Origin of the sequence: Pseudomonas sp. ANT_J12 (genome assembly GCF_008370045.1) — a bacterium.
Classification (GTDB): domain Bacteria; phylum Pseudomonadota; class Gammaproteobacteria; order Pseudomonadales; family Pseudomonadaceae; genus Aquipseudomonas.
On record NZ_VOBN01000004.1, the window covers coordinates 61,181 to 78,871 of the forward strand.

Here is a 17,691-nt window from a genome sequence, read left to right on the forward strand (position 1 = left end):
TCGCAAGCAACCGGGCAAATATGGGAGTTCGATGTGACGAAGCTGCCTGGCGAACAAGGCCCCGTGTCCGACGACTTCGTGGCTGGTATCCAGCGGAAAACGCCCACGAAAATGACGTTCTGGATTGTGGATCGCGAGGGGGTACGGTCGCTGCTACGGGCGCCAATCATGGAGGGTGGGCAATCCGGGAAAGAGGCGAATCAGATTGCGCAAGCGTTGCGCTGGTAGGATTGGACGATGTGTCGGTAGTCGTGAAGATTGGGGGGCGGCGAGCATCCTGCCCCCCCCAATAAAGAAAAAAGACGCTTAACCCGAGGCCTAATCCAAGTGAGCAGCAACCCGATCACCCCGAAAGACTTTGTCATTGGACTTAAAACGGCTGTCGTGGAGGAGAATATTTGTATTTACAGACAGCTTTTCGCCAACACGACCATTCACGATGCAACCGACGAATACTGGAAGCGAGCCTTAACCTTGTTCAACTCGCTACCTACCGAACAGCGAGAAGTTTTCTTTGAGGTCATCAGGCAGACAATGGTCGATACCACATCTAACCTTTTGGGAATCATGGATGGCGTCAGCACAATAGCGGGTGTAAACGATGCGTTTTCTCTGACTTACGGCATAGACAACGACACGCTGAAGGGTGACTTGCAGAGTCTGTTTTTGGCAGAAGAACAGCGCACATCGTAGAGAACAAAAAGCGTCGAGAAGGCTTAGATCGCCGACGAGCCTTCCGCTTGCCAGCCCGCCCCGTCGGCAGGCTGGGCAAGTCCGAATATCACATCTCCGGCTGGGTCAATAACCGCACCAAGGCGGGCTTCCCTAAAGAGGTTCAAAAATGGTCACAATCTCTTCCCACTGAACAACATGCTATGCCTGGTGAAGATCTGTTCAGGGAAAGCGCTGCAATACGGAAGGCTTTTGCCGACGGCCAAAACCTGTTGGATTACTTTAAGGTGACATTTGCCGAACCGACTCAATAACCCGAGACCTCTACTTGACGAGCCATACCCTTGAAAAATAGATATGACCGACTGCCTCAAGCAGGTGACATCGACAGAGAATCAGGCACTGAAACACTCTATTTATCACCAAAGCCAGTGCCAACCGGAGTGCAGCCTTTCAGTGCTCGCCAGCTACACCGCTATGCCGATGAAGTAGTCTTGGACTTTGCCGTTTCTAGAGGAAGCTTTGAGTTTATGACTCGAGCCGGAATCGGGGCGGTTATGTTCCTGTTGATTTTTCTGTTTTTCACAACGGGTTTCGGATCCTGGATAAGACGCGACATAGAACCTTTCTGGAGTAGCTGGCTGGATTTCTTTACAAGTATTGCCGTTTGGGGTTTTGTGGGAGCGCTGGCCACTCTCTACCTTTGCGTGTTTTTCTTTGCAATTCGTCGGGTTAGCAATCAACCTCCTGTACGCTTCAATCGTCAGCGTCGCGAGGTCGTCTTTGTTCCCAAAAAAGGCATGACCCCACGTTATGTACCGTGGGAGGAAGTCATTACGAGTGTCTCGATCAGCAAATTGATCACTCAATATGCTGTCATTCCTGAATTCAAATTAATGATTGGGCTACGTGAGACGAAAAACGGCGATGTGCTTTGGATCAGTGTTCCAAGTGGAAATTTGAATCAGGCGATCGCTGAGTGGGAGGCAATCCGTGTCTATATGGAAGATGGACCGCAAGCCTTGCCCGAGGGGCAATCGGATGAATTCGAAGCCGGCTCGGTCGCCTACTTCCATATGTGTAGAAAAGGTTATCGCTCCCATCATTCATTGCTTCGATATGTCTTCGGCTTCTTGATAGTTCAGTTTTTCAGTGGCTGGACGATTCCTTGTTACCTTGCCGCCTGGATCAATAACCGCCCTAAAGCAGGCTTCCCAAGGGAGGTTCTGGAGTGGTCGCTACCGCGCCCTATTAAAGAACATGCAGTACCTGGCGAGGAACTGATTAAGGAAAGTGCTGAGATCCGAAAGGCATTTTTAGAAGGAAAGAACTTGCTGGACTACTTCAAGATTAAGCTTGGCGAGTCGAACAAAATACCTACATAAAGCAGACAGATTTTTATCTGTGGCGGGGCTTCCCAGAGCCCCCTTCGACGCTAAACACACACGGCAAACCGGGAAGATTCCCCTGCAAGGAGCAGGACGCATGTTGAACATATCCGTCCGGCCAAGTCACCTAAATCCAACCCGCTACGCGGCAATAGCCCGTGGGTGTTGCCCGCTACCGTGAATCGGCGATTATTCAAACGCTCGCTGATGTGAGAACAGGGGATTTCAATGAATGTTGTGTCCTTTAGTCGACATATTCCATTCCAGCTTTCGCCTGATCTTAAGCTATTTTGTCGCGACTGAAGAAGGTGCTGTATCGGCTAGCTCTAAAGCTACCAACGACTAGATAAAACGCAAGATGGCCTCACTGTCCGCTTACTTCTGGATTAATATCGATACCGGACGGCCAAGGCGCACCGTTCACACCGCGCCGCGCCTAAAAGCGCGCATCTACTCAATGACAGGGACGCAAGCACTCATGCATTCAACCGACCTCCACGCTTCTTCCGCCACCGGCGAGCTGATCGCGACGTTCCGCCAGGGTAAGGCCTTTTTGATTTTCAACCTGATATTGGCCGCTGCGTTTTTGGGCCTCGCCGTGTTCGTCTTCTATCTGAGCACGATTTTGCCGATGGGCAATGACGGCCCGGTCAGTCTTCAGACGTCCCGAGGCATGACTCTCAATTTCGCCAGCACACACGTCATGTTTTATTTCACGACCGGTTTGTTGGCCATTGCGGGGCTGTGCATATTGGGTATCTACGTTTGGCAAAAGAAGCTGCGTAATACCCACTACGAAGTTTATGAACACGGCCTCGTGCGCATCACTAAAGAGCAGCGCGACTACATGCCGTTTGCTGAGATAGAAGACCTGTATCTGTTCAGCTCCGGGCAAACTGCATTGACCGGCCTGATCACAAACCTGGCCTATCGCCGTAATGCCGCGGAGCCGTTTCATCGGGTTCTCGAATCCCTCAAAGGCTTTCAGAAGTTTCAGGAACTGGTTCGTGAGTTGCACGTACGCGCGCGCCTGCCGTCTGTTGCACAAACGCTGGAGTCGGGCGGCTCCGTAACTTTCAACTGCATCAATTCAAAGCAGGTTTGGGGCAAGCGAGTGACCGGTAACTTCCTCAAAATAACTACCGCGCCAATTGTTGTGCGCCAGGATTTCCTCGAGTACCAAGGCAACAAAGTGCCGATGTCGTCGCTGCGTACGGTAGACCTCAACGCCTGGACCAAAAACGTGGTGATCAAGGACGAAAACGGCAAGCCCGTATTGTCGACCACCACCACCGGCATCCTGAGCCATGACCTGTGCCTCAATACGCTTGATGTCGTGTTGGCTGTTGAAGAGCAAGCACGCGAGTCAGCTGCAGATGTTTTCGAGATGAACAGCAAATGATGATCTATCGCGGCGCAGGCTGGATGACCTTGTTAACACCAATAGTCATGGTGCTGTTATTGATGTGGTTGTTGATGGATCCCAGCGTTAAGCCCGGCAATATATCGCTCATGCATTTTTTGATGGGGGTGGGTATCGGTTCAGCCATCAACGTTGTGCTGGGCTTTGTATTGAATCGCCAGGTTCACGCCGATGGCGTTCACCACCACTTCTTTTTCATGCCGATGCAGTGGCCGGCGCTGGCGATTGCGGTTGTCTGCGCAGTGATTGCCTTGCTGAAATAAGCTTACCGACCGCTCGGCAAGGGCGGTCGCGTTTCGACTTGTTCAAGGCTTACACGGTAGGTGGTGTAAGTATCGCCATCTTCCAGGTAAAGGTTGCTCTGGTAATCCGAGACTGCGCCTTTGAGCTTGATGTGCAGGCCGTTAGAGACTCGCTGGATGACCACGTCTTTCAAGTCAGTGTCCGAGACCAGGAAGGGCGGGGTCTTGCCGAGGCGCACCTTCATCGTCTCATTATTCCTACTGCCGCCGTTGTTGACGTAGAACCTCAGGCTTTTGGGCTCATCTGGATCCCTGGCATCCTGAACGATGTAGATCGACTGCCCCGGAATGAAGCCTTGCTTCAGGACTATCTCAGAAGGGAATTCCGGTTTGTGCAGGTATGCATAGATGAAAACGCCTACAAGGCAGAGAAAAAAGATAATCGAGAGATACTTTTTAACTCTGACTACAAGGGTTTGCAGTTCGGTCTTACTCATGGGATTCAGCTGTAATCGAAGGTGAATAGCACCAAGCCTTCAATCGGTTCGTAGAACATGACGATCAGGTCTGCGCCGGCCGTCCGGTAATGCCAGCCCGGAACGCTTGCCACGTGGAAAAACCGGTTACCCGCAGGGCTCAGGGGGTAGACATTCGAATCGCCGCGGTCGGGGTCCAGTTCAACGATGTGCATTGGAAATTCGACCGCCTCCACCCAGTTGGCGCAGCCATCGACTTCGCCGCCCAGTTGCGCGACAAATTCCACTGCATACAACGGTTCGCCATCCTCACGCGCCAGCACGCCGCTGGTTTTAAACCTTTCAACGGTGGCGGCAAACGCGCGGTGCTGATCGGCGTAGTGCCGCTCCAGATCCGCTCTCGCCTCCGGGTGAGGATCAGCCAGCTGTGCATTCCCCTCGTGCAGAAAGAAGTAGCGTGGATCGCCGCACAAGCGATACCGCCCTTGCTCGACCTTGAAGCCGATCCAGTTGGTTTTCAGCAGGTAGCCATGGTATCCGTCCCACTCGGTCAGCTCGCCGACAAAGCCCTCGTACGGCTCCAACGGGCTGAGCATGTGCAGCACGCCCGACCACTCGGGGTTTACGGTGCTGATATCGAGGCTGAACAAAGGGTGCAGATGGTTGGCCAGTTCCAGTTGATCGGCGACAAACATGTCTTCAACAGGCGGGAACGGCAGCATGCCGGTGGGGACTTTGGTGAAGTCGGGGGTGTGATCGTCGCTCATAAGAGGTTCTTCCTTGTGGGTCGCTACGGGTTGAGAACTTGGGTATCAATGGCTGTCTTGGTAAGCGCCCAGCGTGGCGCAGTGGCGACATTTGAACAGGTAGGCGGTAGGCCCATGATCCTTATCCAGGGCATTGAAGAACGCTTGCCACTGCGGACCGTTCTCCAACCCTGTTGAGTCCTGAACGGCGGCGATGGCTGCGGGGCCCAGTTCAAGCAACTCTGCATGGCCGACCTTACCGACAAACTCGGCTGCGTCGTCGCAGTGAGTGAACCAGCACTCTTGCTGCCAGCCGCTAAAACCAGGCGTGCGCTGGCTGACTTCGGCGATCTGCGCCTCGCTCAGCGTGTCTTCGCCGTCCAGGCCGATACTCTCGTCATCGACAAACGTCGCGCCCAGGCGCTGGTGCGCACTCCCGTCGGCAATGCACCAAGGGCAGATGCAGTTTTCGTATTCATCAATGGCGTATACCGGGCCCACATAAATGTAGCCTCGCGCCTGATTGCAGCTCACGCAAGTGGCGGAAGAGAGTTGCACCGAACCGCTACCGACGGGATCGGGATGGTAAATAAAGTGGGGCAGTGTCATGTACGCATCCTTGTTAAGTGCATGCCTTTCATTGCTCGACCTGCTCTAACCAAGTCTTGAATTCGAGGGCTTGCTCGGGGGAATTGAGTTGCGTAATCCAGGTGATTTCTTCCGGCACGCTTTGAAAGTCAGAGACTGTGAATACATAAATGGCGTTCTCAAACGCGCACGTCGTTAGCGGCTTCAAGGCCGCAACACAGTGTTCGAAGACGAGCGCGCGGTGACGTTCAAAATCTTCATCGGGAATCGAATCAGCCAAGTCCCACAACAGGTTCGACAGGGCGTTGAAGTGTTCGCCACCGAACGTTTCGTGGCTCCATTCAGCGGGTGACCATTTGAAGTACCGCTGCTCAGCAGGTTCTTCAGCCTGCATGCGCGTTAAGTGATCAGCCGTGTTGAACGACGGCACCAACGTCCGCGCATCGGCGTCTGAGTACAGCGCAAACCCACAGACATCGGCGGTGGGGTGCGCTTGGCGAAACTGCTCGATGGCCTTTTTGCACGCTACCTGAATATCTCGCTGAAAATGGTCGTTGATCTGGCCCGAGTCGCTCATTCAAAAAAGAACCTCATGAAACCATCCACATCCGTGCCCTCAACATCGCCGACCACTTCCCTGACCCTGGACAGAAAGGCAGGCGTATAGTCGTCGTCATCGTCACAAGTGGCATCATTAAACTCGTTCAATTGCACCGCGATACCCGCTTCCAGCGCGCGTATCAGCGCGAGAATATTCGCCGCTACCTTGAATGAGCGCTTTTGAATCGAGCCAAATATGGCGGAGTGTTCATCAAGGCGATCATAAACCAGCACATCGCCATGGCGATCAGCGAACACAGTGAAGCTGTCTTTCCAGCCCCACGCCGGATTTTCATCACCTGTTGCGTGCCATCCCTCCTGCGCTTTGGGCAAGTCGTCAGGACCATAGAGCGCGAGCATGAAATCCCCGCCGATCATGGGGCGATCAGGGAAGTCTATCCACTGGAAGTAGCTGCTCATGATTCCGGCTCTGGGGGCTTCGGCAATAGCCGTAAGGTCCGCTGGACTCTCGCGCAGGTGCAGTTGGCCGAGGGAGTCAGGCCACGTATTGAATAGCGTGACGAACTGCGTAAATGCTTGCGGTGCTTCATCAGGGGTCGTCATTAACAAATATCCTTATTTGATCAAAACAGCTGCGTTCGCCAACCCTCAATCGTCCAGCACTGTATTTAAGGTGCGGTGGGCTGGGGGCATTGGTCGGCCTAAATGGGGCATGGACACGTTCGTCCATCCACCTGTGCGGCAATAGCTGGTCAACCTCACTCGCCCGCTGCGTCGGCAGCGGCGTAAGTATATCCTTCAGATGGCTCCGTCATCGAGGTAGCGCGACAGCCCTCTGGCGCAGGCACCTGCATAAGCGAGTTTTTCTCGTTCTCCCCGTCATTCAAGGCTGGCACTATTGTTTGGCACACCAGAGTTGCCGGGCTGCCCACTGGATGGGTACCCATTGCCCGGGATGCGGGCGATTTTCTTATTTGTCGAATTTCAATACACACTCCACCCCTGTCGAGATGTTCGATCCAGAATCCGGCAGTACATGCTTTGTAGCTAACAGTTTTGATGATTTTGTTGGCTTATGGCGAGAGTAGGACAGGGATCAACATCAATGAAAACAACATTCGAAATAGCCATCGACAAACATGAAACTCCCGACTTCTTCAAAGGAAACGGCATTTACTAGAAATCCAACGATTAAAAACCTATGGCTGCAACCTCGACCTTGAAAGTCTTTAAATCATAAAAAACTTATAAACTCTGTTCCTCGCGCCTCAGTGAAGTGCATATATCAATTGAAAATCCCCACCGCATGGACGAATCCGATAACGCAACCCAAAGTTTAACCTGGCTTTTTGACGCCCACACAGGTTGAATACCCGCCATTTCGTCTGACGCATGCCGTCAGCCAATAAAACCGGATCACCACCCAGCAAAGGAATGACCCTTGTTTACCATCGCACGCCCCCTCGCCCTGCTTTTGGCGTTGTCCGTTTCTCTTGATGCCGCGGCATTGTCACTTCGTTCAGAAAAGCGCGCCGACGGTGCCACCGTGCTCGTGCTGTCCAACGCGCCCGCCGCTGCGCGGCCGCCTCAGCTCAATGAAGATCCGGCCGTACGCGCGGCATTGGTTGATTTCATCGGTTACGCCACCGGCAGCTACACCCTCGACGGCAGTTTGATCGTGTCGCAGATACTCGATGCCCTCGATTCGGAATTCACGATATTTGAGGAAGGCGTGCCGGCCGGGCGCACGATGCTGACCGCGATGGATGATGGTAACCACGGCGACGAGCGCGCCGCGTTGTTGTTGGACGAAAAGGGGCAGTTGATCGCTGTGGGGTTGGTCAATGGGCATTGCACCGTCAAATCCCGTACAGAGACGTTGTCCTGCAACCCGGGTCCCGAAACCGTGTTGACGATTTTCCAGGCCAAAGGCGCGAAAAAGAGCGACGCGGACCCGATGATTGTCTGGAGCAAACAGTTGCCTCCGCTGGTCGCGTATTGGGCTGAAAGCGAAGATCCGGAAACACGCGCCAAGGCGCAGAAGATCGGCTCGGTCGAGTACATCACCACGGACCCGAAAAAACCGTCCTGGACGACCTCGCAATTGCCGTCCGACCTTCCGAAGGCGATGCTCCCACTGCTGCCGACGAATTCCTTTCTCTCGGGCGTTGGCGCCGATGGGTTTTACATTTCGCCCGGAATCAAAGGCTCCCCGATGGAGGGTGAGTTCGACCAGATTGACGGCCGTCCCATGCATGAGTTCGAGGTCATGTTGCACACCTATATGCCGTTCGCCGACGTACTGAGGTTTTACAAACAGCACGCCAAGGGTGCCGAGTTACAGGCCAATGATGAAAAGGCACGGGTTGACGGCGTTGCGGGCGGCGGCACCTACAAAATCGACATCCGGGATAAAGAGGATGAAGGCACCGCCATCACGTTTACTGCCTGGAGAAAAGAGGTCTGATCTTTAACTGATAAAGATAAAAAAACGGGTGATCCTGAGATCGCCCGTTTTTTATATTACGACCGGTATATCAACTAACGCGTCATCCACCGCGTACTTGACCACCACCCTATTTCGATAAAGACATTCACTCTTCACCAACTGACTGTCCTGCCCTTTGGTGCGTACATCCCGCCATATTTCGTTCTCTCGAAACACCCGGCCACCGTCGCGCACAAACCGATGTTCCCGTTGATAAACGTGATACCGGTACTCCCGAATCTGGTCACACAACAACTCCCCTTCCAATTGTTGTTCGCCGACATTCAGTTTCAACTGAAAATGCCGATCCGTCGGGTTGTACAACACCAAATCAACATAGTTATAAAAAATCGCCGCCCCGGAGCCGAAGGGCAGTACCCGCCCTTCATCGGGAAAAGGATCAAAGCTGTGATTTGAGCGCTCAACCACCACCAGCGGCGAGTGAATCGCCATCCAGTGAATCAGGTTGCTCAATTGGCAGATCCCGCCACCGACGCCCGTGCGTGCCTCACCAAAGGATAATTCCATGCCTTCGACATACCCGCGCTGGCGAGTCGGTCGACCCACCAACCGGCAAAAAGAAAAATACTCACCAGGGGCAATGACGACGCCATTGACCGACGCCACGGCGAGTTTCAGGTTAATGACTTTGTTATGTTGCAGTGCAATATCGGAGTTGCCCAGTTTACGAATCAGTTTTGAGGTGTGTTTGAGGTAGCGATATGGCAAGCGGGTGCTGTCCAGCGACACGGTGTATGTCTTGCGGGAGAAGCGCCAGGCCAATTGGCGGAACAGTCGTTTTTGCCACACGCGCAGCCAATAGAGGGCCGGGTGGTAGAGGGAGAGTGGTTTCATCCGTGTCAGATCGGCGGCTGCCGTTTTCTTCCTTGAGTAAAAAGCCGCGCATCTTAACGTATTGCTGCAAGTGCGTGTCGCACTAAAAGAAGGTGTTCGCCCAGTGTAATGGCCTGGCAATCCATGCACCGGTAAAGAGCCCTGACACTGGGCGAACGAAAGGCATATTAATAGAAGTTGATGAAGATGTCCGCATACACATACATGAAATTTTATGTATACAACTTGGGTGGATATTTATCGGATATCAAACTTACAAACACTAAACTCACCAACTGGAACGTTACGCTGATTATTCTTATACAAGAGTCATACAAGAATAATCAGTTTATGTAGAGCTAATACTCAGCTCTGGTGCTGACGGTTCACTTTCAGTGAAATCGGCGTAAGTGACAACAACGACGACCATTGCTGCAGATCAGGGCGTGTTCGCCGTTTCTTGCGCGGTGGATTCGCCGCTGTCGGTGCCCTTGCTGTTTTCCTTGCGCTTGTTCGGGTCGGTGGGGCGCAGGGGGTCGTTGTCGCGCTCGGTTTCACCGGGTGGCCGGGGTTCGTCGGGGTGTTCGGATTCGGTAATGGGTTTCATGGGGGCTCCTCAGGCTTCAGGGTCGTCGACTTCCCGGGCGACGTTGACGGCAGGCGAATCCTTGTGGGATTGCTCGGCCTTGGCTTTCAGGGTTTGCCATTGTTCGAGGTCGATGGCGCCCTGCCCCAGCAAGTCGTCGGCCACCCGCAGCAGGTCGCTGTAGTGGGCGTCGGGGGATTGCTGCCAGTAGGCCTTGTCGTCGAACAGACGTTGCCAAGTGGCAAGATCCGGGGGTTTGAGGTCGTCGCTCATGGCGGACTCCAGGGAACGGGCTTCATAACGTAGGAGGACGTCGTTGCGGCGAGAGTTCCGATTCAATAACCGGTCATTTCCAGATACCCCTGCCCCGCATGACTGCCGCTCAAGCGCACCGGCCCTTCCCAATAAGGAATGCGCAAATCCATCCACGCATTCGGGTTCAATGCGCTGATGCTAATGTCGAGGTGTTTTCCGGGGATTTTTATCGACCAACGCACAGGCATGGATCGGCCGGCAACCTTGGCGGTGTCCCCGGGTGTGAGGCTGATGTCGTCGCCCTGCAACAACTGCGTTTTCCCTTGGGCATCGATCCAGGTGCCCGTCAAAAAAGGCGCGCCGTCCTTTTGCCGCATGCGGTAGAGCATTACCTGTTCGCCGCTGTCCAGGTGCAGGGAAAACCAGTCCCAGCCAGTTTGATTGGCCGTGAGGGGTTGGCTGCTCCATTCGCGATCGAGCCATGCGGGGCCGCTGACGGTGTAGGTTTTGCCGTCGATCTCCAGTGAACCATTGGCCTGGAAAAACGGCTGGCTGTAGTAATACGAGGCCTGGCCTTGCTCGGACTTTTGACTGAACCCCTGATCCCCTTGAAGCACCAGCGGACCGGTTGACGTCAGCCGCAGTTGATAGCTGAACCCCTTGTCCCGTGCGCTGAGTTGCAGATCGGTCATAGGACCGCTGAACTGCCAATCATCGATCCAGGCCTTGAACGGCGCCGCGTTCACACCCGCCTGGCCCACGCCGCCCCGCGCATAGCGTTCGGCAGCGTGATGCACCGTGGCCGAAGTGACCGCCGCGTGACCGAGCCAGATCGTCGGGTTGCTCCAGCCCGCCACTTCGGGCGTAGCGTTCAAGGCGCTGCGAAACAACGTCCATTGCACGCCAAACTCGTTGCCTTGCGCGTCCTTGAGATTGGCGGTGACGTACCACCACTCGATACGAAACCCATCATGCGGCCCATGATCCGCTGGAAAACTGAACACTCGTCCGGGCACCACCGGCGTAAACGCGGACGCCTCGCCGCCCATCCCGGCGAAGCCTTTTTCATCGGGTGCCGAGTTATCGCATCCGCTCAAGAGTGCCAAAACCAACCACAGCGCGGCCTTAATCCTCATGGGCAAACGTCCTCAGCAGGTCCGCCGGCCGGGTGCGGTACAAGGTGTACAACGGCCACGCCGACGCCAGCAGCGTGGCGAGCAACGCCAGCCCCATCAACTGCAACAGTTGCAGCGGGAATACCCGCAACGGCAGGCGCCAACCGAAGGCCTGGACGTTGATCACCGTGTCCAGGCACCAGGCCAGCGCAATGCCCAACGGCAGCGCCAGGACCAGCGTCAACAGCGCCAGCAGCCAGGTTTGCCCGAGGTTGAGCAGCATCAGTTGCCGTCGTGTGACGCCCAGCGCCCACAGCGGCGCGAGTTGGCCGAGACGGCTCTGGCTCTGGGTCAGCAGGCTGATGAACAGCGCGACGCCGGCCACGCCGAGGGTCAAGCTGTTGAGCGCGGCGGTGGCGGCGAAGGTGCGTTCGAACACTTGGGTCGACCAACCCTTGAGCCGCGCCTGATCGACGATGCGGTTGTCGTCCAGCGCGAAGCGGTTTTGCAGTGCAACAAGGAACGCCGGGGTCGCCGCCGGGTCGATGCGCAGGTTAAAACGGTTCGGCGTGAGTTGCGGCCAGCCGCGCAGCAGGTGATTGACGTTGACCAGCACATGGCCCTTGGGATTGCCATAGTCGGCGTAGATCCCGACCACCCGCGGCGCCCACGAACCATTCGGCGTCGGGATCGTCAGGTGATCGCCCAACTGCACCTTCAGGCGCCGTGCCAGTTGTTCGCTGAGCATCACCGTGTCGTCTTTGGTCAGGCGCTCCCACGGGTTGTCGCCCACCGCTTCCAGCAGCGGCCAGTGCTGGCGGTAGTTCGGGTGGTCGATCACGCCGTAGACGTCCGCCGGCCAACCTTGCAACTGGATCGACACTTGCCAGCTCGGCAACACGGCAGTGACTTGCGGTTGTTGTTTGAGCCAGGTGTGCAGCTCCCGGGCCTGGGCCGGGTTTTGCGGGTTGAGATAGAGCTCGGCGGTCAGGCGTTGTTCGAGCCAGTCACTGAAGGTCTGGCGGAACCCGGCGGTCATGCTGCCGGCACCGATGTTCGCCGCCAGCGCCAACAGCAGCGCCATCAGCGCCAGGCTCAGGGCCGGCAGTTGCTGGCGGCAATCGGCGAGAAACCATTGGCCGAGCACCGTACGACTGCGATGCAGCACCAGGTTGAGCACGGCGTTGAGCAACACCGGCAATGCCAGTGCTGCGCCGAGTAACAACACGGCCATCAGCACAAAACCGCTGGCCAGGCTGTCTCCCCAGATCAACGCCAGCAGCGCGATCACCGCCGCCAATGCGGCGACCCAACCCTGGCGCCGCAACCACCGCGCATGAGCCTGATGCCAAGCTTGCGGATTGGCCAGCGCCAGCAACGGCAAACGCGCCGCGCGCAACAGGCTGTTGGCGCCCGCCAGTAACGCGCCGAGCAAACTCAGGCCGACGCCGCTGAGCCACCACCACGGACTCAAGCTCAACTGCCCCGCCACCTCGGCGCCGTACAACCCGCGCAGGCTGGCGGCGACGTCCGGCAACAGCACACTCGCCAGCAGATAACCGCTGGCGACGCCGGCGATGCCACCGATCAGCGCCAACCCACCCAACTCGACAGCGAGGCAGCCGATCAACATCCGCGCACTGACCCCACAGGCGCGCAGGGTCCGGAGCAACCCCCGGCGTTGTTCCAGTGCCAGGCCGATCGCCGCATGCACGATAAACAGGCCGACCACGAAGGACAGAAAACCCAGGGCATCGAGGTTCAGGTGAAAGCTTTCGGTCAGGCGCGCGAGATTGTTTTCTTCGCCGCTGGTCTTGAGCTGGAGCTGGCCTTTGAATTGATCGGGTAAGGTCGCGGAAAAATCCTTGGGCAACAACAGGCGCGACAGTTGATCCGGCTGGCCGAGGATTCGCTGGGCGAAGCCGATGTCCACCAGCAACACACCCGGTGCCATGTCCGGCTGGGCATGCAGCGGCGGCAAGGTCTGCCCGCTTTCGGCAACCGGTGATTCACCTTCATGCAACCCCAAAGCCTGCAAGGTCTGCGGGGCAATCCAGGTACGGCCCGGCGGGCTGAAGAACTCGACAATGCGTTCCATCCCCAGCGCCTGCCCTGCCACCGCCGAACCGGCGGGCAACGACACCGGTTCGATGCCCATCAGTTGCAAGCGTTGATCATCGTGGCCCTTGAGTGTCAGCCGGCCTTGCAGCACCGGCGATACCGGCCAGCCCGCCCGCCGCAAGTCGACAAACAGTTGCTGAGAGAACACGCCGCCACTGGGCGCACTGAGGCTGGCCTGGGGTTCGCCGCCGATCAACTGACTGGCCTTGGCATAACTTTCCCGCGCCTGACTGTTCAGCGCCTGCACCCCCGTCAGCAAACTGGTGGCCAGCCACAACCCGGTCAGCACACTGAAAAACTGCACCGGATGCTGACGCCAATGGCTCAACAGCGCGCGCAAGGTTTCGCGAAAGACCCGCACCTCAGCGCACGTCCGCTTCAGCCAGACGACCATGATGCAGCACCACTTTCTCCGCCAGCCGCGCCGCCACCCGTGGACTGTGGGTGACCATCAATAACGTCGTGGGCGTGTCGTCGAGCAGCTCCAGCAACAAGTTCAACACCTCATCGCTGGTGGCTTCGTCGAGGCTGCCGGTGGGTTCATCCGCCAGCAGCAGTTTCGGTTGCGAAGCCAACGCCCGGCCGAGAGCAACCCGCTGCTGCTGGCCGCCGGACAACTGCTCCGGGTAACGCTTGAGCAAATCACTCAAGCCCAGGCGCCGCACCAGATGCGCCTGCCAACGCGCATCGTGGCGCCCGGCGAGGCGCGCCTGGAACGCCAGGTTGTCCTCCACCCGCAAGCTGCCGATCAGGTTGAACTGCTGGAACACCAGGCCGATTTCCGTGCGCCGCCAGTTTGCCAACTGCCCTTCGTTCATCTGCTCCAACCAGTGCTCGCCGCTGCGGATGCTGCCGTTGTCGACCTTGTCCAGCCCGGCGATCAGGTGCAGCAAGGTGCTTTTGCCACTGCCTGACTCGCCCATCAGCGCCAGGCTGCTGCCGGGTTTGAGGGTGAGGTCGATGCCTTGCAGCACCGGCAATGGACCTTGGGGGGTGGCGTAGCTTTTGAAAACACCGTGGACAGACAGCATGGGCAGACCCGATTGATAAGCGTGGAGCCAAGGATAGCGGACGGGCATCTGCCCATGGACGACCTGTTAGTTCTTACAGTAGCGGTCACTCAGGCGCAGGTATCTAATAACGTCACACAAGGAGCGTTTGATACCGGGATGTTAAACGCATTGCACGTTGGTGTTGCAGGATAGGTGCCTGGATCATGAAGACGTCTGTACACAGTCCGCAAAAGACCGACGCGAGAACGGTCGGCAAACACCGACGCAGGTCGACCATCCACGGGGTCATCGAAGTCGGTCGTGAACCCAACAGCCTGGCGCTGGCGCCCCTCGGTTCAGAGGCCTGGGTCTGTAACACCCAGGACTGCACGCTCTCGGTGATCGACACCGAAGCCTTGCGCGTGAGCGCCGTCTTACCGCTGCCCATCCGGCCCCAGGCCATCGCCTTCGACCCCACTGGCACCCGGGCCTATGTCACCGGGCTGGGCAAACCGTTGGTGGTGGTCGTTGACGTTCCGGCACGCAGGATCATCGGCCAAATCGCCGCCAGCGAAGGCCATGCAATCGCAATTGATGCCGAGGGCGAGCGCGTTTACATCAACGCCAACAGCCATGCCAGGGGCCAGATCTGTGTCATTGACGCCGTAGCCGGCAGATTGCTTGAGCGTATCGACACCGGTCCGTTTGCCAGCGCCGCCGTTCTCGGTCCTGACCGGCGCCTGTTCTTCTGCGACTACCTCCATCACGAGCTGAAGACAATGGATACGGCGACTGGCGAGATCACCACCGTCCTGTCATTGCCCGAGCCCTTCGAAGAGTTCGCCATCAGCCCGGCGGGTGACTTTGGGTACGCGCCCTATCGGACGGCCGACCGTGTCGTGGCGAAGATTGCTCTGTCGAGCTACGCCCTGGTGGACCTGTTGCCCGCCCCGCCCCTGCCCCACGGTTTCACCTTCAGCCCGGTCGGAGGCCTCGCGTGCTGTTGCAGCGCGGCTGTGCGCAGTGTCTCGATTATCGACACCCGGACCTGGCAGGTCGTCAGCCAGTTCCAGGCCGGTGAGTATCCACAGAGCCCGGTGTTCAGTGCCGATGCAAAACGCCTGTACCTCTGCGATTCAACCGGGAACGCCGTTTGCGTGATGGCGCTGGATTGAAGGGCGGGCGGGTCAACACCTCACTGCCCCACCGCCACACTCGTCGCCGCCTGCGCCGGCGTGACAATCGTCTTCAGATCGATATGTTTCCATTCCGGCTTGGCCCCCAACCGCGCGTTGAACCGGTAGTTGAAGGTGAACTCGTCCGCCGTCGCCACGCTCAGCGGCTTGCCATACTCCGCTTCAACCCCCGCCAGGTCATACCCCATCAACTGCAACAGCGTCGGGAAGATGTTGTAGTGACTCGACCGATCCTTGTTGCCGGCCAATTGCGCCGACCAGTCCAGGGTCTTCAACCCGCTGCCCTGAATCACCACCAACGGCACCAACCCTTCCTCCTCCACCGGGTCGCCGCCGCAGTGGGTATTGAGCCCCGGGTTGCCGCGTTCATGCAGATCCTGGCCATGGTCCGAGGTGTAGATCAGCGTGGCATGGCTCAAATCCGCCTGGGCGAACACCCGTGAGAAAAACTCCCCGACGTTCCACAGCAGCGTGTTCTTGTAGGCGTTGCGGTACAGCACCCAGTCGTCCGGCTGGCCATTGAAGCCATCGCGCTTGCCGGTGTCCGCCACTTCGACAAACTGCCCGCGGGGCAAGGTCGGGCGGTAGGCCATGAAGGCGTCGGGGTATTTGTCGTGCACCGGGAAATGCGCGCCGACCTTGTTGATCACCACCAGTTGCGGCTGGTCGTCATTGAGCAGCTCGATCAGCTTCGCCGCCGCCGCCATGTCGCGGTCGCGCACGCTGGTCTGGTCGAATTGCACGAACGCGTCGATGTCTTTTTTCTCGGCGTCGTTCATCAGGTTCTGCAGGTTGCCGCCGGTGCGCTGGGCGTCAATGTAGACGGTGCGCAGCCCGGCCTTTTTCGCGTACTGCCAGATCGACGGCAGCGTGGTGTTGATACGCATGTAGTCGGCGCGGGTGCCGCCGTAGCGCAGGGTGACGTTGGTGTCGGCGCTGCAATTGGCAATGGAGACGGCATAGCCATAGTTGAAGATGTCGACGCCGGGGCGGGTTTCCTTAAGGTTGCTGTGCACGCCGAACGGCGCGTTGATGTCCAGGTAGTTGCCGGAAATGCTCTCGTCGATGATCAATACGATGTCGTGGCCTACCGGTTGATCGTTGCGCCCCAGTTTCACCGGTTCCCGTGGGCCGACGGTGTTGTGCAGGGCTTCATAGGTGAACAGGTTCAGGTAGGCCAGCGGCGTGTACATGACCGGCAGGCCCCGGGCGCCCTCGCCGGCCCGCACAAACAGCACCGCACTGAGCAGCAACACCCCCAGCACCGGCGCCGCCGCCAGCAATGCCCCCGGCAGCGGCATCCGCCGACGGGGCTTGAGGCCGATGCCGAACAGCAGCAACAGGCCACTGAGCAGGCCGCTGATCAGCGGATCGCGGTACTGGTACGCCGCTTCCTGAATGAAACCGCCGGAATACACCAACGACACAAAACTGCTGTAAGTCAGGTAATCAGCGGTCACTTTCGTATAAACGTCAAAGAACACGGCCGACACAAACAGCGTTAAAGCGAATAGATGCCTGATGAGCGTCTGGCGGATGTACGCGGTCATGAACAGCGCCACCGTCAGCGCCACAAACATTGCGCAAAATAACAACAACGCAATACCGATGCCCATGGCGTTCAGGCGTTCAAGGTAATAGTCATAACTCTTGAATAAATAGAGAACTAACAGCAGTTCTTTTAAATATCGAATCATAGTATTTACGCTGCTCGTCGTAGGCATCTGGCCAATAGATTGTCGGCCATTTTTTGACACTAGCACCGGGCCATCAAACCGCAAGAAATGCCCGACTTTTTCGAAAAGCGTCAAAAAAACGTTGACTCAAATCTGACACACTCAAGGCGCTACAGCCCTTGTAATTCAAGCGTTTCGACCGTTTATCGTTTTCTTCGACATGTGAAAAACCCGTCAAAACCGCGGCAAATCCAGATACAGCAAGCACTTGATGGCCAATCGCCCCCAAAAATGGGGCTGTTCTAGCAAAGCAACATGTCATTTTGCTGACA

19 protein-coding genes are annotated in these 17,691 nt (G+C 57.0%); 7 read left to right on the top strand and 12 right to left on the bottom strand.

The window, feature by feature from the left end; genetic code table 11:
- Nucleotides 1-327: 327 nt before the first annotated feature.
- The 5 genes from FQ192_RS11050 (at nt 328) to FQ192_RS11070 (ending at nt 3,746) form a co-directional block, all read left to right on the top strand.
- Nucleotides 328-693 carry a hypothetical protein gene (locus FQ192_RS11050; protein WP_256672258.1) on the top strand — a complete coding sequence of 122 codons (366 nt, stop codon included), beginning with the start codon at nt 328-330 and terminating at the stop codon, nt 691-693.
- Nucleotides 694-740: 47 nt separating this feature from the next.
- Complete coding sequence (locus FQ192_RS11055) at nt 741-986, top strand: hypothetical protein (protein WP_178129089.1); 246 nt, start codon at nt 741-743, stop codon at nt 984-986.
- A 30-nt stretch (nt 987-1,016) separates the two neighbouring features.
- Complete coding sequence (locus FQ192_RS11060; protein ID WP_256672259.1) at nt 1,017-2,057, top strand: DUF6708 domain-containing protein; 1,041 nt, start codon at nt 1,017-1,019, stop codon at nt 2,055-2,057.
- 361 nt (nt 2,058-2,418) lie between these two features.
- A complete protein-coding gene (locus tag FQ192_RS11065; RefSeq protein WP_256672260.1) occupies nt 2,419-3,462 on the top strand; it encodes a hypothetical protein in 1,044 nt (347 codons plus the stop codon).
- Complete coding sequence (locus FQ192_RS11070; RefSeq protein ID WP_149658657.1) at nt 3,459-3,746, top strand: hypothetical protein; 288 nt, start codon at nt 3,459-3,461, stop codon at nt 3,744-3,746. The genes FQ192_RS11065 and FQ192_RS11070 overlap by 4 nt, the downstream gene beginning before the upstream one ends.
- A 2-nt stretch (nt 3,747-3,748) precedes the next feature.
- Here FQ192_RS11070 and FQ192_RS11075 read toward each other — a convergent pair whose 3' ends face one another.
- The 5 genes from FQ192_RS11075 to FQ192_RS11095 are packed head-to-tail and all read right to left on the bottom strand — an operon-like array spanning nt 3,749 to nt 6,699.
- Complete coding sequence (locus tag FQ192_RS11075) at nt 3,749-4,222, bottom strand: hypothetical protein (RefSeq protein WP_149658658.1); 474 nt, start codon at nt 4,220-4,222, stop codon at nt 3,749-3,751.
- Nucleotides 4,223-4,227: 5 nt separating this feature from the next.
- Entirely contained in the window at nt 4,228-4,968 is a 741-nt protein-coding gene (locus FQ192_RS11080) for a hypothetical protein (protein WP_149658659.1), read from the bottom strand.
- Between the two features lie 45 nt (nt 4,969-5,013).
- Entirely contained in the window at nt 5,014-5,556 is a 543-nt protein-coding gene (locus tag FQ192_RS11085; RefSeq protein ID WP_149658660.1) for a CbrC family protein, read from the bottom strand.
- A gap of 28 nt (nt 5,557-5,584) precedes the next feature.
- The gene (locus FQ192_RS11090; protein ID WP_149658661.1) at nt 5,585-6,112 is read right to left on the bottom strand and encodes a DUF4303 domain-containing protein; all 528 of its coding nucleotides are present in this window, start codon (nt 6,110-6,112) and stop codon (nt 5,585-5,587) included.
- Nucleotides 6,109-6,699 carry a hypothetical protein gene (locus FQ192_RS11095; protein WP_149658662.1) on the bottom strand — a complete coding sequence of 197 codons (591 nt, stop codon included), beginning with the start codon at nt 6,697-6,699 and terminating at the stop codon, nt 6,109-6,111. Before FQ192_RS11095 ends, FQ192_RS11090 begins: the two co-directional genes overlap by 4 nt.
- An 838-nt stretch (nt 6,700-7,537) precedes the next feature.
- Between FQ192_RS11095 and FQ192_RS11100 the strand changes: the two genes are divergently transcribed.
- Entirely contained in the window at nt 7,538-8,563 is a 1,026-nt protein-coding gene (locus FQ192_RS11100; protein WP_149658663.1) for a hypothetical protein, read from the top strand.
- Between the two features lie 51 nt (nt 8,564-8,614).
- On the opposite strand, the gene FQ192_RS11105 is transcribed toward FQ192_RS11100, so the two are convergent.
- The 6 genes from FQ192_RS11105 to FQ192_RS11125 all read right to left on the bottom strand — a co-directional run bounded on the left by FQ192_RS11105 (nt 8,615) and on the right by FQ192_RS11125 (nt 14,526).
- Entirely contained in the window at nt 8,615-9,439 is an 825-nt protein-coding gene (locus FQ192_RS11105; protein WP_149658664.1) for a VanW family protein, read from the bottom strand.
- A 418-nt stretch (nt 9,440-9,857) separates the two neighbouring features.
- A complete protein-coding gene (locus FQ192_RS34015) occupies nt 9,858-10,025 on the bottom strand; it encodes a hypothetical protein (RefSeq protein ID WP_178129090.1) in 168 nt (55 codons plus the stop codon).
- A gap of 9 nt (nt 10,026-10,034) precedes the next feature.
- The gene (locus FQ192_RS11110) at nt 10,035-10,277 is read right to left on the bottom strand and encodes a hypothetical protein (protein ID WP_149658665.1); all 243 of its coding nucleotides are present in this window, start codon (nt 10,275-10,277) and stop codon (nt 10,035-10,037) included.
- 62 nt (nt 10,278-10,339) lie between these two features.
- On the bottom strand, nt 10,340-11,395 hold the full coding sequence (locus tag FQ192_RS11115) for a lipocalin-like domain-containing protein (RefSeq protein ID WP_149658666.1): 1,056 nt from the start codon (nt 11,393-11,395) through the stop codon (nt 10,340-10,342).
- Entirely contained in the window at nt 11,385-13,856 is a 2,472-nt protein-coding gene (locus tag FQ192_RS11120) for an FtsX-like permease family protein (protein ID WP_149658962.1), read from the bottom strand. Before FQ192_RS11120 ends, FQ192_RS11115 begins: the two co-directional genes overlap by 11 nt.
- A 1-nt stretch (nt 13,857) precedes the next feature.
- Nucleotides 13,858-14,526: an ABC transporter ATP-binding protein gene (locus FQ192_RS11125; RefSeq protein ID WP_149658667.1), complete on the bottom strand. Its 669-nt coding sequence runs from the start codon at nt 14,524-14,526 to the stop codon at nt 13,858-13,860.
- Nucleotides 14,527-14,711: 185 nt separating this feature from the next.
- Between FQ192_RS11125 and FQ192_RS11130 the strand changes: the two genes are divergently transcribed.
- The gene (locus FQ192_RS11130; protein ID WP_149658668.1) at nt 14,712-15,662 is read left to right on the top strand and encodes a YncE family protein; all 951 of its coding nucleotides are present in this window, start codon (nt 14,712-14,714) and stop codon (nt 15,660-15,662) included.
- Between the two features lie 20 nt (nt 15,663-15,682).
- On the opposite strand, the gene FQ192_RS11135 is transcribed toward FQ192_RS11130, so the two are convergent.
- The gene (locus tag FQ192_RS11135; protein WP_149658669.1) at nt 15,683-17,380 is read right to left on the bottom strand and encodes a sulfatase-like hydrolase/transferase; all 1,698 of its coding nucleotides are present in this window, start codon (nt 17,378-17,380) and stop codon (nt 15,683-15,685) included.
- Between the last annotated feature and the right edge of the window lie 311 nt (nt 17,381-17,691).

Bases quoted from the DNA above. Each gene is read 5' to 3' on its own strand.
- FQ192_RS11135 (WP_149658669.1), bottom strand. From the start codon at position 17,380: ATGATTCGATATTTAAAAGAACTGCTGTTAGTTCTCTATTTATTCAAG.
- FQ192_RS11110 (WP_149658665.1), bottom strand. From the start codon at position 10,277: ATGAGCGACGACCTCAAACCCCCGGATCTTGCCACTTGGCAACGTCTG.
- FQ192_RS11065 (WP_256672260.1), top strand. From the start codon at position 2,419: ATGGCCTCACTGTCCGCTTACTTCTGGATTAATATCGATACCGGACGG.
- FQ192_RS11095 (WP_149658662.1), bottom strand. From the start codon at position 6,699: ATGACGACCCCTGATGAAGCACCGCAAGCATTTACGCAGTTCGTCACG.
- FQ192_RS11070 (WP_149658657.1), top strand. From the start codon at position 3,459: ATGATGATCTATCGCGGCGCAGGCTGGATGACCTTGTTAACACCAATA.
- FQ192_RS11115 (WP_149658666.1), bottom strand. From the start codon at position 11,395: ATGAGGATTAAGGCCGCGCTGTGGTTGGTTTTGGCACTCTTGAGCGGA.
- FQ192_RS11075 (WP_149658658.1), bottom strand. From the start codon at position 4,222: ATGAGTAAGACCGAACTGCAAACCCTTGTAGTCAGAGTTAAAAAGTAT.
- FQ192_RS34015 (WP_178129090.1), bottom strand. From the start codon at position 10,025: ATGAAACCCATTACCGAATCCGAACACCCCGACGAACCCCGGCCACCC.
- FQ192_RS11105 (WP_149658664.1), bottom strand. From the start codon at position 9,439: ATGAAACCACTCTCCCTCTACCACCCGGCCCTCTATTGGCTGCGCGTG.
- FQ192_RS11080 (WP_149658659.1), bottom strand. From the start codon at position 4,968: ATGAGCGACGATCACACCCCCGACTTCACCAAAGTCCCCACCGGCATG.
- FQ192_RS11125 (WP_149658667.1), bottom strand. From the start codon at position 14,526: ATGCTGTCTGTCCACGGTGTTTTCAAAAGCTACGCCACCCCCCAAGGT.
- FQ192_RS11090 (WP_149658661.1), bottom strand. From the start codon at position 6,112: ATGAGCGACTCGGGCCAGATCAACGACCATTTTCAGCGAGATATTCAG.
- FQ192_RS11130 (WP_149658668.1), top strand. From the start codon at position 14,712: ATGAAGACGTCTGTACACAGTCCGCAAAAGACCGACGCGAGAACGGTC.
- FQ192_RS11085 (WP_149658660.1), bottom strand. From the start codon at position 5,556: ATGACACTGCCCCACTTTATTTACCATCCCGATCCCGTCGGTAGCGGT.